The following is a 14,137-nucleotide window of genomic DNA, read 5'->3' on the forward strand; positions in this document are numbered from 1 at the left end:
GAATTGAAGTTTTACTTTTTCTTTTTACGCTTGATGGGCTCAGGCAGATACCGCAAGAGCCAAAATGAAGCAAAGGCAAACACACTAGATCCAATGGCGGTAGTGAGGGCAAAATTCAGGTTTTCCTGAAGCGCATTGTTCAGTGCGCCGAAAAGAAACCAAATCTGAATTAAGACAAAAAGAATCAACAACATGATGATCCCTGTAATCACCGTATTTGTCTTATTGGGATGGGCTTCGTTTTGGGATTGTCTAAAATCACTCATGTTTTTTTGGGTTTAGGCGTTTTGGGCTTTGACAAATATCTGTCCCTCTTGAAGGACCACCTCAAGTTGAGGCAAAGGCCGAGGTGGAGGCCCCTGAATCACGTTACCGGTGCGGGGATTGAAATACCCTTTGTGACAAGGACACTCAATCTGTCCAAGATCATGACGGTATTTGACTGCGCAAGAAAGGTGGGTACACTTTTGTTCAAAGGCTCTCCACTCCCCATTACCCAAGTTAATCAGCAGGTAGGGAATAGTTTTTGACCCTTGGATTTCAAACTGAAACGATTCCCCCTCGGCTACCTCAGACTCCATGCAGATGGGATGAACTCCTTCCAAAGGTTTTTCGGGAAAAGCGAGAGATTTGACCACAATGGCTGTGTTACCAATAGCCAAAGCCCCGGAAAATAAGGTAAGAAACTTGGCAAACTCCCGACGGGAAACGTGAGTCGCTTCTTTTTGCTCAATAGGAAAATCCTGTTTCCATTTTGGGATTTCGGAGTTGGGATCTTTTGACATAATGCTAGGGAATGTTTAAGGATGAATATGTAAGGCAGTACTGCCTTTGGGCATCATGATGTTTACTTTGGTATTGACCTCTTCCTCACCAAAGAAGAATTTATTGACCGGAGTGCTATTGGGACGGAGCTTTTCGATCTCCTCACGGGTACCATAGAACAGCGCCTGGCTTGGGCATACTGTCGCACACATTGGTTTTTTACCAGCACTGGTCCGATCATAGCACATGTTGCATTTCATCATCAACTCGGCTTTCTCCTCTTTCTTAGGCACACCAAATGGACATGCCAGTACACAGTTGGAGCAACCGATGCACCGGGATGTATTGGCCGTATGTACCACTCCAAAATCATCCTTGGTAATGGCATCTGCCGGGCAAACATTGGCACAGACTGGGTCCTCACAATGCATACAGACCTGCACAGTAGTCTGCACAGACACGGCGCGCTCCACATAGTGAATATGGATCATACTTTCCTGTCCATTTGTCTCACACTCAGCACAAGCCATCTCACATGCATGGCAGCCAATGCAGCGCTGCATGTCAACGAAAAACTCCATTTGCTGATTATATTGAGGGTTTTGCATGATAAAGGGTGGTTAGGTTAAAAACTTTGATAGGCTGTTTCTTTGACTTTGACCGAGGCCATTTTGCCTGTAGGGATTAGCTGACAAGCACAAACTTTGAATTCAGGGATCTTGCTGATGGGGTCCAGAGTCCCAATGGTTAATTGATTTGCAGATTGGAGTCCTCCCCAGTGGTAAGGAATGAAAACTGTATCCTCTCGAATGGTCTCTACAATTTGTGCAGGAAATGTCGCTTCACCTCGTCGTGTTTTTACGATGACTTGGTCTCCATCCTTGATACCATAGTGATAGGCTAACTTTGGGTGGATTTCCAGTAGTGGCTCAGGATATTGATCAACCAGTTTGCCAATCCTTCTTGTCTGAGTACCACTGAGGTACTGTGAGACAACTCGACCTGTGGTCATTACCACGGGATATTCCTTATCCACTACTTCGGAAGGGTCTCGATAGGGAACTGGATTGAAGTGTGCTTTCTCGTCAGGGGTTCTGAATTTTTTGTCTTCCCAAAGCCGCGGAGTCCCCGGATGGTCTTCGGATGGACATGGCCAGAAAACCCCCATGTTTTTTTCTATTTTTTCATAGGTAATCCCAAAATAATCGGCTGTTCCGCCTTTTGATGCGACCCGCAATTCATTAAAAATATCCTCTGCCTTTTGATAAGCAAATTTATCGCCAGCCCCTAATCGCTGTGCTAGCTCGATGATTATTTCAGAGTCTCGGTGTGCTTCGCCGGGAGGAGTGACCGCCTCATTGATTTTGACTACCCTTCCTTCCGCAGTGGTGACGGTTCCTTCCTCCTCTTCGTGAAGAGATCCCGGGAAAATCACATCAGCATGCCTTGCGGTTTCATTGAGAAAAAAGTCGATAACTACGAAGTATTCCAGCTTCTCCAGTGCTTCCCGGACAAAGTTGTTATTTGGCAAGGAAACCAAAGGGTTAAAACAGATCGTGATCAACCCTTTGATCTCACCTTTGTGGATTGCCTCTATGATTTCGTAAGCAGAAAGTCCCTTTCCTGGCATGTCTTTTTCATCGATTCCCCAGACCCCCGCAATGTATTTTCGATGTTCGGGGTTGGTGATGTCACGATTACCGGGAAGCTGATCGCATTTATGACCATGTTCCCTGCCTCCCTGACCATTTCCCTGTCCTGTGATCGTACCGTAGCCGCAGTAAGGCCTTCCGATTCTACCGGTAGCCAATACCAAATTAATACAGCTTAGCACATTATCCACTCCTTTAGAATGGTGTTCGATACCACGGGCATGAAGGAGAAAACTTGTTTTAGCTTTCCCCCACAATTCGGCTGCCTGCTGGATTTTTTCGGAAGATATTCCGGTTTTTTCCTCTGCCCAAGCCAAATCATAGTCCTTTACCGCATCGATGCTTTCCTGGAATCCTGAGGTGTAATTGTCAATGAAGTCATGGTCAAGCCAGTCATTGTCTACCAAGATTTTGAGCATCGCGCCAAACAAAGCAGAATCACCTCCTGGCTTGATCGGTAGGTGAAGGTCAGCTGTACGGGCAATCGGGGTGACACGTGGATCGATTACGATCAGTTTTGCGCCATTGTCTCTTGCCTGCCAGATGTAGTGCGTCAGCGTAGGGAATGTTTCCGACACATTTGCTCCTGCAATGATGATCACTTCAGCATGCTTTAGATCCTCCCAGGAATTAGAAATTCTATCCAGACCGAATGCTTTTTTGTTACCAGCACCTGCACTGACCATGCAAAGACGTCCATTGTAATCCAAATTTTTGGTCTTGAGTGCTACTCGGGCAAACTTACCGATCATGTAGCTTTTTTCATTGGTCAAGGAAACTCCCGAAAGCATAGCAAATGCATCCTTGCCATAAGTATTCTGAATTCGCTGAATTTCGCTGACCGTTTTGCTCATGGATTCCTCCCATGAAGTCCGCTCAAAGCCTTTGCCCTCCACACGTTTGAGTGGATACATCAGCCGATCCGGGTGATTATTTTGAAGATAGCGCTGCACTCCTTTGGGACATAATCTTCCTTCGTTGAAGGGAAATTCCATCCAGGGTTCAAAGCCCACTACTGTATTGTCTTTTACTTTTAGTTGAATCCCACATTGCATTCCGCAGAAACAACAATGTGTCTTAACCAGCTTGTCAGGCTCATGAACTCCTTGGAAACCTTCCTTGGGAGTGTAGCCCTTGTGTGGGCCAAATTGATCGATAATGCTTTCTACTGAGGTAGGTAATTTTGCCATGGTGATATTTTTTATCCGAAGAAGGATCCGGAATTTTTTCTTACTTCAAAATGTGCTTTTGCCAATGCGGATCTCTTTCCCTCCGGACTAAGATCCAAATGACTGCTTCCGTCCTTTAGGGTAAAGTCAAACCCCAGCTCTTTGGTGACTTCTTTCAAATCATCGACATGAAGTTTTGCTGCAAATTCCTCGTGAGTATGTGGACAGACTGCCATTCCCCGCTTTTTCCCCTCAAATCGATAAAGATTGGCTCCTAGCTGAGCCAAGCGCTGAAAAATGTGGAAAAACTTACCAAATGGAATCCAGATCAGGAAAAGAATAACAGTCACAGCATGGGTCACCGCCATAAACTGGTAGGTTTTGCCCTGCAAAAATGTGTAATCATAGGTAATACCCAACCCGGTAATTGAAATTGCAATAAGTAAGATCAGGGGCAACCAATCTCCTTCAAATGTCTGGGTAGCAATCAATCCTCCATCGGTAAGGCGACGCTTCATCATCATCACTGCTCCTATGGTAACCAAAATCGAGCACCACACCAGTGCGTGAAATGCCATAAAGGCGATGAAGGATCCCAATTCAAAAGAACCAACCTCAAAACCAAAGAACTTGGCATAGTAAATCATGTCATTCCCGGGTTTGAACTCAAAGTGAATCCACCCAAGGGTCAGTGGTAGCGTCACCGCGAAAGCAATCAAACAACCCGTAGCTAGCAGAAAGTGTCCTATCCAGCGAGTGCGGCTTCGATGATAAATAAAGCGCTGAAAGAGGATGTTTTGGAAAAACAAAGACACACTTCTAGTCAAATAAAATGGGAAGTCCTTACTAAAAAGAAACTGCATACTACGCCTCCAATAGAGCCTCGTAGGCGGGCGTTGCAACCAAACGGAATAACGGTATGCGATGCCGAAAACAGCAAAAATCGTCCCCAGTAGGTAGGCTATCAGCGCAGCATCGAAATTCTGAAGATTTCTGGACCCCACAAAAACCAAGACTATTACTGCTAAAGCTGCAATGGTTGCCTTGATAAATGCTAATCTGTTGAGTGTTTGAAGTAATCTAAACATATCTATTAATTATTAACAGGGCTTCTCAGCACCTTTTCTATGATAGAAGTACCAATTGATTCCTGTAGCGATCACGAGGAAGACCGCTAAAATTTGGAAAAATCCTGAAGCATAACCTGTTGCTCCTATAAAAGCGCTTATAGTCAAAGAAAAGATAAATGGGCCATATGCCCCTATCGCCGCAGTCCATCCTATTACACCTGAAGCATGTAAGGCATTATGCTTGAATATTATTGGAAATTGCTTGAAGGTTGATGCATTTCCTATTCCGGTAAAAAAGAACAATAGCAGCATAAGTGTAATAAACATATCCAGCTGTTCGATGCTGCTTGGCTCTAATAAGTTAAGGAAAATTATCACCAAGGTGCAAATTAAAAGCCCAATACCGGAAATTGTTGTAAGCACCGCACCACCAGTTTTGTCTGCAACAAACCCAAATCCCACTCTGGCAGCGGATCCGATCAGCGGACCGTAAAACGCATATTTCAAAGGATCCAAACTGGGATCAAAGGGTCCATAGACAGATTTTAGCAAAAGTGGAAATGCAGCAGACAATCCTGCAAAGGTGCCAAAAGTCATAAAGTAAATTACGGTACAATACCAGGTGTGCTTATCTTTGAAGATCCCTAACTGGTCTTTAAAAGTGGATTTGATGGGAACACTTTTCAGCATAATCCAACACAAAACACCAACAATAATTAGAAGTGGTGCATACCAAAGGGAAGCGCTCTGAAGGAAAATTTCACTTTGAACCACCTCTCCGGCCGCATTCTTTTTCGAGAAAACCTGAGGCGCTCCATATAAACCTACACCTAACATGATAGGAGTCATGAATTGTGCAAGACTCACTCCGAAATTCCCGATTCCAGCCTGTATCCCCAAAGCCGCTCCTTTTAAACGCGCCGGAAAAAACAAATTGGTTGAGGGCATGTAAGAAGAAAAATCCCCTCCTCCAAAACCTGCAGTCAAAGCTAGAACTACAAAAATCCAAAAAGGTGTATTAGGATCCATGACTGCAAACGCAAATCCGATCACAGGGATAAGCTTAATAAATGTGGAAACTGTGATCACATGGCGAGTTCCAAAAATCGGAATCAGAAATGTATGGATAATCCGGAGTGTCCCGGCGGCCAAACCAGGCAAAGCTGCTAGCCAAAAGAGTTGATTTGAAGTAAAATTGAATCCAATACCATCCAATCTGGTGACTAAAGCGCTCACCATAAACCAGGTGGCAAAAGAAAGCGTCAGTGAAATCGTGGTAATAGTCAGGGTTCGCCAGGCTATCGTCTTTCCTGTAGAATTCCAGAAAACCAGATTTTCAGGTTCCCAAGATTTAAGCCAAGTACTCATAGGAGAGAGAAGATTTGGATAAAAGGATCGTATTTGTCCACAAGGTATCCAGGTAAAAATCGAGTTTATATGACAAAAATCACCAATAAGATTATTCTAAAATATTATGGCTTTTAAATGAAAGCTCAGAGGTAGTTGACTTTCGGCTTTTGTCTTATCAGTTAAGCAGGTTATATTTCGGACAAATTTATCCACGATGTTTTCACAAGCTGCCAAATATGCCATCAAATCAGTCATTTATGTATGGACCAAAAGTCTCGAAGACAGAAAGGTAGGAGCAAAAGAAATCGGAGCTGAAATTGATGTTCCTGAGGCTTTCACTGCAAAAATTCTTCAGTCATTGGTAAAAGCTAAAATCATCGGGTCATACAAGGGGCCAAACGGAGGTTTTTTTGCCGATGAAACTCATGCTAAAATCAATTTGAAAGATGTGGTGAAAGCTATAGATGGGGATCATCTGTTTTCAGGATGTAGTTTGGGACTTCCAAAATGTTCTGAAAAAAATCCCTGCCCCCTGCATTTTGAAGTAGTCAAAGTGCGAAAAGAAATAGACAATATGCTTACATCAAAAAGCATAAAATTACTGGCTATCGAAGTGATAAAAGGTACAACAACATTGAGTATTCTGATTAAATGAATTAATAGAAATACGCTATTTCCAGTTGGTCATAACATCGATTTTAGAGACAGCAGCTTTAATATGGTCACGAAAATCAAGTCCAACTGGAGTAGCTTAAAAGAATAATCAATTGAAAATCGAAAGGAAGACTGATACTTGGATAAGCTCAGTACAAGTGACGGGATCCCGAAGTGGCTTGAATTTTAATTTTAGGCTTATTTTCTCTTCATGATCTCATCAATCTACAAAAAAGCGGATTTACAATTTCTAGTTTATCCCCAGACAGGAATCTCCCCATTTTCTGCGAAATTAATCTTGAGATACCAGATAAGGAGATTCAGATAAAAGTTATACAGGATAAATGCCCCAGGAGTAGACTTATTATCCAAGCATTCCTTGATCCAGTTAGACTCCGTCGAACTGGCCTACATTACCAAGCGTATGGATCGAGATCAAGGCACTAAACTCCATATGGAGGACATGTGCCAACTTTTGGGAAGAATGACTGAGGATAAATACAAATCATCACACGAACAAATCGCCAAAGAAATCAAAAAGAGCAGTGCAAATCCGGGTCTTGATTTGGTGAGATTTTATGAAGTCACGCTATTCAGTTTCCTTACGGGTAATGCAGATATGCATTTAAAGAATTTCTCATTAATCAGAAATGCAAGAGGTGATTATGAATTGGCACCTGCCTATGATTTGGTTTCCTCAGCACTGGTAGTAGAAGGTGACGAGGAAGAGCTTGCATTGACGATCTCCGGAAAAAAGAGGCGTCTAAAAAAATCCGATTTTTATAGCGCCATGAAAGTGTCCGGTATACCTGATAAAACCGCAGATAATATTCTCAATAAGTTCTCGGAGCTTAAACAAACCTGGTTGGCGTTTATTGATCAATCATTCTTATCCGGATCTATGAAACAGGAATACAAAAGTTTAATCACCAGCAAATTCAATCAACTATTCCTATAATCTACGCCAATATTTGAAGTTTTGAAAATTTTTGTAAAAAAGAAAAAAAAGGAAGCCTAAAGCTCCCCTTCATTAGCAATTCTACGCCACGGCGCACAAGTTATTACGGCTTAGGAATAATACTGATTGAGCATGCCAGACCTCTTCAATCGGTCAATCCATAAAAGTTATTTCTTCAAGATCATCTGCTCTCAATGGTTTGACCAAAAAGGAAGATACTTGCTCATATTTTTTTGCTTCCCGTTTATCTTCTGGATCTGCAGATGAAGATACTATATGCACTTGGAGATCTATGTCTTTGACTTCCGAGGATATTGCTTTTAAAAATCCCCACCCATCCAACTCGGGCATATTCAGATCCAGAAAAATTAGATAGGAATTTATTGGGTTGTCTTTTAAATGAGCCAAAGCTTTGCGACCATTTTCAAAAATCAATAATGGGGTATCAGGAAACTTCCTTCGTATTATTTTGGAATGAACGAAGTTTATCACCGGGTCATCATCAATGAGCATGATTTGTTGTATCATTTTCTTTTACAGCCTCCGTCTTGTTAATTATTTCAAGAATTACATTGTCCAACTCTTCTGCTGAAGCAGAAATCAAGTCAAAAATTTCCCCTGTAGATTTGCCACCACCCTCATGCTCCTTCATTAGATAAATTAAACTCAAAATTCTGGCAAGTGGTGCCCTAATCACATGGGATTGAAGCCAGGCAATTTCCCGAAGCTTATCATTCTGTTTTTTGATCCTTTCCAGCTGTTCACGAGATGCTGTTACATCCAAAACCGATCCAACTGATCGCAAGGGTATTCCCTTTTCGTCCCTAACTATAAAACATCTATCCACTAAATATGCGATTGAACCATTTTCGGTAAGCACTTTATATTCTTTGGACCAAAAGGTATCTTTCTTATTGCTCAAAGCTTCCTGAAATGAATTCCATACATCGTTCACCTCTTGGGAAAGCATACTTCTGAACCAAGAGTTTTCCTTTGAAAAAGGCTCAAGGGTACTGTAACAGATTAATTTACAGTAACTTGAACTACGATATATTGTCTGCCTCTTGTGATCCACTTCCCAGATCATTTCATTGCTGGCCTTGATGGCCAACTGAAAACGCTCATTGCTGACCGCCAGTTGCAATTCATTTTCTTTTCTCTCGGTAATATCCTGAATTGTACCCTCCATCCTATAGGGAACCTGATTTTCATCAGCCAGCATACGGATTTCCTGGTGAACCCATTTGATTTCGTTTGAGGCTGTAATTATTCGATGCTCAAAACTTTGGACTTTGCCAGGCTCAAGCTCATCTCTTGGATCACCTTCGATAAGACATCTATCTTTAGGGTGGAAAGTTTGAGTCACATTGTCCAAAGTAGGGATGAAATTGTCCCGTGTATATCCAAAGATATGGTATGTTTCTTCATTCCACTCTGAGAGATCAGAGGTAAAGTCTCTATACCAATAGCCAAGTTTGGCTATTTTTTGAGCAGTTTTCAGCTTTTTGTTAGAAGTATAGAGCTCAATTTCTACCTCTTTTTGTTTAGTAATATCTTTGGCTACGGCAATGATGATCTTGGATTCTTGTATTACGACCCCATTCCATACAAGCCATTTTATGTTGCCGTCCTTTGTTAAGAATCTTGCCTCAAACGATTTAGGAGCTGCCCCACCGATCAGTTCCTTAATTCGTGCCTGTGCTTTGGCCTTATCCTCCGGATGCAAAAAATGGAAAATTGATTTGCTAAATAATTCTGGCTTCTCATAGCCTAAAAGCTTGGCTAAGGCATTGTTTGTTTTCTTAAGATATCCGTCAAAACCAAGTAAACCGTGGGGATCAGGTGAGATATTAAATAAACTGCGGTACTGTTCTTCGGCTATCTTTTGCTTGAACAATGCTCCTACCTGCTTGCCAACATTAGTTAGCAATTTTGTTAGTACCAAAAGATCATTTTTCTGACAAGAGGAAAAGCAGGCAATACAACCTAAAAATTCTTCATTATTCATAATAGGAATTCCTATTGCCATTTGGAGATTGGCCAAATCGGCTAATGAAGGACGTAGAAAATTCTCATTCTTCTTTAGGTTTTCCAGAACACAGGTTTCTTGAATCTCCCATACCTGCCCTGGTAGTCCTTCCCCTTTTCCAAAGCTTTGGACATGTTGTGACCCCTGATAAATAGCTTTCAAACATTTATCCTTACCTGATTTTGTGATTAGATCCATTCGGGATTTATCCTCAGAGACCAACCAAACCTCAGAAAGACTGAAATTAGAAAGTTCAGCTATTACTTTTAAAGCATCAGTAAGGCAAATAGATAAAGACGCCGGTTGACTGATTGACTTTGTCAGAGAGGCTAATAGTTGCTCTCCCATCCTTTTCTCTACCTCGACAGTTACATCCTTTGTATTAACAACAATTCCGGCTATCACCGGATCAGAAAGGTGATTTGTGAAATCAGTTTGAACCCATCGCCAGTTTTTTTTGGCATCCAGAAACCGAAAGGGTTCGAGGGACACTCGTTCCTTTGTAGCCATTTGCTCCAGCTCCTTTGTTATCCTTGAAACATCCTCCTTATGTATATATTCAAAGGCACTTTTCCCAATGAATTCCTCCGGGGAAATACCCAGAACTTTCTTGGAAGTCTGAGCAACATATTTGTAATTACCTAGCCCATCGATGATTGCAATTAAGTCATTTCCATTTTGAACCAGTGACCTAAACCTAGCTTCATTATCTATCAACTGTTTTTGAACCTGTGCTTCCTTAATTACATGCGCCAGATTGGAGGTCAGTGTTTTCAGTAATTGAATTTCATTTTCCTTCCAGTTTCTCCTATTTTCAAAATCTTTCAGTGTAATCAATCCTGAAAACTCATTATTAATCATTACAGGGAGTTGCAACAGGCTATGGACATTTTGTTTCTGCAAGATCTCCTTTGTCTGAGAAGGCGGCAAATCAGCAACTATGATTTCAAATGACTTCCCTCTTTGCAATGACTCCCTAAAATGAGGAAAGTCAGCAAACATAATGCGGTGAAGATTAGGGTTTGGTTTATGAGGAATCTTGGATTTATTTCCACACCAAGCTAGCCTTGGAACTTGGGTATCCCCAAACAAGTTTTCCTGATAAAAAGAAATTCTATGAACATGAAGAAATTCACCAAGGATTTGAAAGCATTGCTCCAGATCCTTAGACCAATTGATTGACTTCAATAGAATTTCATGAATTGATCCTATTACCTCAAGAAATTGTCGTTGCTCTTCAATGTTCCTTTCCTGGTTATACCTTTCAGTCAGATCAATTGCAGTTACAATTCCAGCCTTTTTGCCTTCAAAATCTATCAGATTACGCTTAATCTGTACGTAAATGACACTTCCATCTTTCTTTTGATGTCGGAAAAGCCCCTGCTTGTAGGTCTCGGTTCGTATAAGTGCATCTCTTATTGACTTTTCCAATTTTGGCATATCCTCCATAGGCCGTATATCCTTAATCGTCATTTTCAAAAACTCCTCTACTGTATAACCATAATGACGGACAGCATCCTGATTAACTAACAGAAATTCATAGGTCTCCATATCATATATCCACATTGGAAATGGAGCCAGATCAAAGATTAAGTTGTAAGATTCGGAATTACTTTTCGCCACGTTTTTAGTAGTCATTTTCTCCTAATTAATCTATAAGGTTCGGATTCACCAAATATATCAATCTATAATTCAATTAATAATTGAAAAATGTATTAAAAAAACTAACGAATTATATGAGCCTTTTTCCAAAAGAACACCATATCCATATTATAAGCTAAAATATTAACTCTATTATGTTGGCAGTGAGGAAATTGAATTGTTACCGGCTAGTATTTTATGTGCAGTATAATCCCCAAATCGAGTAGTAATTACATAGCTATAAAATCGTTTTCCATATAAAGTATTATTAATAGGGCTCCACTCTTATGTTAGTTTAGTCATTATTTATCAGTTTCTAAAATTCAAATAAATAAATAGCAAAAGACCAATTCGATTGAAAATCAATACTTTACGACATCCATTTAAAGAAGCAACACCACAATCCTAATAGATTTCCATTAAGTTCGTGTAGCACCATTGAAACTATACATTCAATAAACAATGTAAATATTTTAAGAATTAAAATAAATAAAAATAATTTAATTATTTATGCAAGCTAAAACTGACTCAACATACATAATACCGAATTCATAATACATTTATTTTTTATAGCCATCTAAAAGCTTGAGATTGGAAGAAAAAATTAGCCATTTTTTTATACACAAGTTTAAATGATTTTCACAGTACTTATTTCACATTTCATCTCAATTTTATATTAAAAATATTAAACTTAAAATTAAAATAATCTAACTTATCTTGATATAATTGTCTATTTAAAGACATCAATAACACATGAGCTAAGTAACTTGCTTATTGAATTTTCTTTCATATACCTTTGAGCTGTGTATTTCTGAAAATGATGATTTCATCATCTGAACAAATACTTTAAAAACCCTTTAAAAACACAAACTATGAAAAACATTTTCAAAACACTCCCAGCTATCGCTCTATTGGTAGTAGGACTTGCGTTCAGTGCAACTGCGCAAACAGGCGACCCAGTAGAAAAAAATGCAACTGCGACTGCTACTATTATCACTCCATTAACTCTTACTAATGTAGCTGATATGAATTTCGGAAATATCACGGCTACAACAGCTGGAGGAACAGTGATACTAGCTCCAGCAGGCGGAAGAACTGCTTCAGGAGTACAGTTACCTGGAACTACAGGAACTGTGGCAGCTGCTTCGTTTACCGTTGCCGGAGAAGCGAGTTATGCTTACACGGTTAATTTGCCCGCTACACATACAATAACCAAAGCAGCCGGTACAGAAACAATGTCACTAGGGACCTTTACTAGTAGCTTGACTGATAATACAACCACCCTTGACGGTACAGGTGCTGGTGCGTTTACGGTAGGTTCTACTTTGACTGTTGGTGCAAGCCAAGCAAGTGGTACTTATACTGATGCGACAGGTTTTACTGTATCTGTGGTGTACAATTAATTATTTGTAAATTTTATTGAATGTACCCCGTGGAATTCCTCGGGGTACTTTTACCATTAGAATATGAGCATAAATATGAAATATTTAGGTTGGTGTTTTGGAATACTGATATTCTTGACGGATCTAAATCAATCCTTTGCACAAGGGGATTTGATGATCTATCCGAGACGCTTGGTATTTGGTTCGAATCAACGTTCAATGGACATTACCTTGGCCAATTCCGGATCGGATTCATCTTCCTATGCTTTATCTTGGAAAAATTACCAAATGTCTCCTTCGGGTCAGTTTATAGAAATTACTGAACCGGATGCAGGACAGTATTTTGCTGAACCCGTTCTCCGCTTTTATCCCAGGGAAGTCACCCTAGCCCCTGGAGAATCCCAAAAGGTAAGAGTTCAGCGGATCAATAATAGACCTTTGTCCACAGGAGAATATCGTAGCCATCTGGAGTTTAGATCAAGCAAACCCATGCAAACTCTTGAGACACCTCCAACTACTGATGCCCAAGAAGGAATTCAAACCATACTCAATATGCATTTGGCTATCACTATTCCGGTTATCATGGAAATAGGAGATATCAATGCTCAAGTGACTCTAGACAATGCGAGACTTATTGTCTCGGAAGACATGAGCCAAAAACTTCAATTTGAAATCAATCGAAGTGGCAGTAAATCTTCTTTTGGAGATTTTATCCTTTCTCACAAGAGCCCAGATGGAAAATTAACTCAAGTGGGACTGGTAAAAGGCGTCGCTGTGTACACTCCTGTGGGGAGCAGACGCTATTCAATTCCTCTGGACATTCAGGAAACTGATATTTTGAATTCAGGAACATTACTTCTTGAATATGTTTCTCAAAAAAGGCGCAGGGAAGTATTGGCAAGCTTGGAATTTCCACTCGTTCAGTTACAGTCAAAACTAAACTAATGACCTATAAGCAGTATGCTAAAAGGAAATTGACATTTCGGCCATCAGGATTTCTTTCCTTTTGGAAATTCATTTTGTTCATTTTCGCAAGTGTACTCCCTATAGTTTCAGAAGCGCAAATTCAGGTATATCAGGAGAGTCCGCTCAACTTTGGAGATATGATCCTTTCAGAGACTAGCGGGACAGTGACTATTAATCCCGCGGGAGATCGAACTGCTACCGGAAATATCATTTTATTGAACAACTCTGAAATCAATCCTTTGATTTTGAGTGTGGAAGCTCCATATGGATCTAATATCCAGATCCAATTTGGCACTGAGCAATTACTTTACGGATCAAATGGAGGGCAGCTGGGACTAACTCTAAATGCCTCAAATCCTGTTTCTCCCTTTACCAGCTTAGCTACACCACCCCAAAGGACAACAATTTATATTGGTGGCACCTTGTCACTCGGAACAAGATCTACTACTCCTGCGGGAGTTTATTCGGGATCGGTAACTCTGGTTTTCATACAGGAATAAA

Annotated in this window: 13 protein-coding genes; 5 read left to right on the top strand and 8 right to left on the bottom strand. The window is 40.6% G+C overall.

From position 1 onward, the window contains the following. Positions 1 to 11 precede the first annotated feature (11 nt). From U3A58_RS08795 to U3A58_RS08820, 6 genes are read right to left on the bottom strand one after another with little or no spacing between them, the layout of a single operon-like run. On the bottom strand, positions 12 to 266 hold the full coding sequence (locus tag U3A58_RS08795; protein ID WP_323823042.1) for a DUF6755 family protein: 255 nt from the start codon (positions 264 to 266) through the stop codon (positions 12 to 14). A 12-nt stretch (positions 267 to 278) separates the two neighbouring features. Then, on the bottom strand, positions 279 to 785 hold the full coding sequence (locus U3A58_RS08800; RefSeq protein WP_323823043.1) for a QcrA and Rieske domain-containing protein: 507 nt from the start codon (positions 783 to 785) through the stop codon (positions 279 to 281). 15 nt (positions 786 to 800) lie between these two features. After that, positions 801 to 1,373: a 4Fe-4S dicluster domain-containing protein gene (locus U3A58_RS08805; RefSeq protein ID WP_323823044.1), complete on the bottom strand. Its 573-nt coding sequence runs from the start codon at positions 1,371 to 1,373 to the stop codon at positions 801 to 803. A 17-nt stretch (positions 1,374 to 1,390) separates the two neighbouring features. Beyond that, a complete protein-coding gene (locus tag U3A58_RS08810; RefSeq protein WP_323823045.1) occupies positions 1,391 to 3,607 on the bottom strand; it encodes a molybdopterin oxidoreductase family protein in 2,217 nt (738 codons plus the stop codon). 11 nt (positions 3,608 to 3,618) lie between these two features. Further along, positions 3,619 to 4,674: an MFS transporter gene (locus U3A58_RS08815; protein WP_323823046.1), complete on the bottom strand. Its 1,056-nt coding sequence runs from the start codon at positions 4,672 to 4,674 to the stop codon at positions 3,619 to 3,621. Between the two features lie 12 nt (positions 4,675 to 4,686). Further along, complete coding sequence (locus tag U3A58_RS08820; protein WP_323823047.1) at positions 4,687 to 6,024, bottom strand: MFS transporter; 1,338 nt, start codon at positions 6,022 to 6,024, stop codon at positions 4,687 to 4,689. Positions 6,025 to 6,220: 196 nt separating this feature from the next. Between U3A58_RS08820 and U3A58_RS08825 the strand changes: the two genes are divergently transcribed. Beyond that, entirely contained in the window at positions 6,221 to 6,661 is a 441-nt protein-coding gene (locus tag U3A58_RS08825; RefSeq protein ID WP_323823048.1) for an RrF2 family transcriptional regulator, read from the top strand. 378 nt (positions 6,662 to 7,039) lie between these two features. Then, positions 7,040 to 7,618 (top strand): HipA domain-containing protein, encoded by a 579-nt coding sequence (locus U3A58_RS08830; RefSeq protein WP_323823049.1) that lies wholly within the window; start codon positions 7,040 to 7,042, stop codon positions 7,616 to 7,618. Positions 7,619 to 7,771: 153 nt separating this feature from the next. Here the strand turns inward: U3A58_RS08830 and U3A58_RS08835 are convergent, their stop codons facing one another. Together U3A58_RS08835 and U3A58_RS08840 are read right to left on the bottom strand one after the other, a co-directional pair. Next, positions 7,772 to 8,131 carry a response regulator gene (locus U3A58_RS08835; protein WP_323823050.1) on the bottom strand — a complete coding sequence of 120 codons (360 nt, stop codon included), beginning with the start codon at positions 8,129 to 8,131 and terminating at the stop codon, positions 7,772 to 7,774. After that, positions 8,121 to 11,285 (bottom strand): PAS domain S-box protein, encoded by a 3,165-nt coding sequence (locus U3A58_RS08840; protein ID WP_323823051.1) that lies wholly within the window; start codon positions 11,283 to 11,285, stop codon positions 8,121 to 8,123. Before U3A58_RS08840 ends, U3A58_RS08835 begins: the two co-directional genes overlap by 11 nt. Positions 11,286 to 12,160: 875 nt before the next feature. Here U3A58_RS08840 and U3A58_RS08845 point away from each other — a divergent pair. From U3A58_RS08845 to U3A58_RS08855, 3 genes are all read left to right on the top strand, one after another. Beyond that, entirely contained in the window at positions 12,161 to 12,691 is a 531-nt protein-coding gene (locus U3A58_RS08845) for a DUF4402 domain-containing protein (protein WP_323823052.1), read from the top strand. 63 nt (positions 12,692 to 12,754) lie between these two features. Continuing rightward, complete coding sequence (locus U3A58_RS08850) at positions 12,755 to 13,615, top strand: fimbrial biogenesis chaperone (protein WP_323823053.1); 861 nt, start codon at positions 12,755 to 12,757, stop codon at positions 13,613 to 13,615. Further along, positions 13,615 to 14,136 (top strand): DUF4402 domain-containing protein, encoded by a 522-nt coding sequence (locus U3A58_RS08855; RefSeq protein ID WP_323823054.1) that lies wholly within the window; start codon positions 13,615 to 13,617, stop codon positions 14,134 to 14,136. The genes U3A58_RS08850 and U3A58_RS08855 overlap by 1 nt, the downstream gene beginning before the upstream one ends. Position 14,137 lies beyond the last annotated feature (1 nt).

Origin of the sequence: Algoriphagus persicinus (assembly GCF_035156415.1) — a bacterium.
Classification (GTDB): domain Bacteria; phylum Bacteroidota; class Bacteroidia; order Cytophagales; family Cyclobacteriaceae; genus Algoriphagus; species Algoriphagus persicinus.

What these genes read in the sequence shown, in the direction of transcription:
- U3A58_RS08835 (WP_323823050.1), bottom strand. Translation starts at nt 8,131, where the DNA reads ATGCTCATTGATGATGACCCGGTGATAAACTTCGTTCATTCCAAAATA.
- U3A58_RS08800 (WP_323823043.1), bottom strand. Translation starts at nt 785, where the DNA reads ATGTCAAAAGATCCCAACTCCGAAATCCCAAAATGGAAACAGGATTTT.
- U3A58_RS08810 (WP_323823045.1), bottom strand. Translation starts at nt 3,607, where the DNA reads ATGGCAAAATTACCTACCTCAGTAGAAAGCATTATCGATCAATTTGGC.
- U3A58_RS08850 (WP_323823053.1), top strand. Translation starts at nt 12,755, where the DNA reads ATGAGCATAAATATGAAATATTTAGGTTGGTGTTTTGGAATACTGATA.
- U3A58_RS08855 (WP_323823054.1), top strand. Translation starts at nt 13,615, where the DNA reads ATGACCTATAAGCAGTATGCTAAAAGGAAATTGACATTTCGGCCATCA.
- U3A58_RS08820 (WP_323823047.1), bottom strand. Translation starts at nt 6,024, where the DNA reads ATGAGTACTTGGCTTAAATCTTGGGAACCTGAAAATCTGGTTTTCTGG.
- U3A58_RS08825 (WP_323823048.1), top strand. Translation starts at nt 6,221, where the DNA reads ATGTTTTCACAAGCTGCCAAATATGCCATCAAATCAGTCATTTATGTA.
- U3A58_RS08795 (WP_323823042.1), bottom strand. Translation starts at nt 266, where the DNA reads ATGAGTGATTTTAGACAATCCCAAAACGAAGCCCATCCCAATAAGACA.
- U3A58_RS08845 (WP_323823052.1), top strand. Translation starts at nt 12,161, where the DNA reads ATGAAAAACATTTTCAAAACACTCCCAGCTATCGCTCTATTGGTAGTA.
- U3A58_RS08815 (WP_323823046.1), bottom strand. Translation starts at nt 4,674, where the DNA reads ATGTTTAGATTACTTCAAACACTCAACAGATTAGCATTTATCAAGGCA.
- U3A58_RS08805 (WP_323823044.1), bottom strand. Translation starts at nt 1,373, where the DNA reads ATGCAAAACCCTCAATATAATCAGCAAATGGAGTTTTTCGTTGACATG.
- U3A58_RS08840 (WP_323823051.1), bottom strand. Translation starts at nt 11,285, where the DNA reads ATGACTACTAAAAACGTGGCGAAAAGTAATTCCGAATCTTACAACTTA.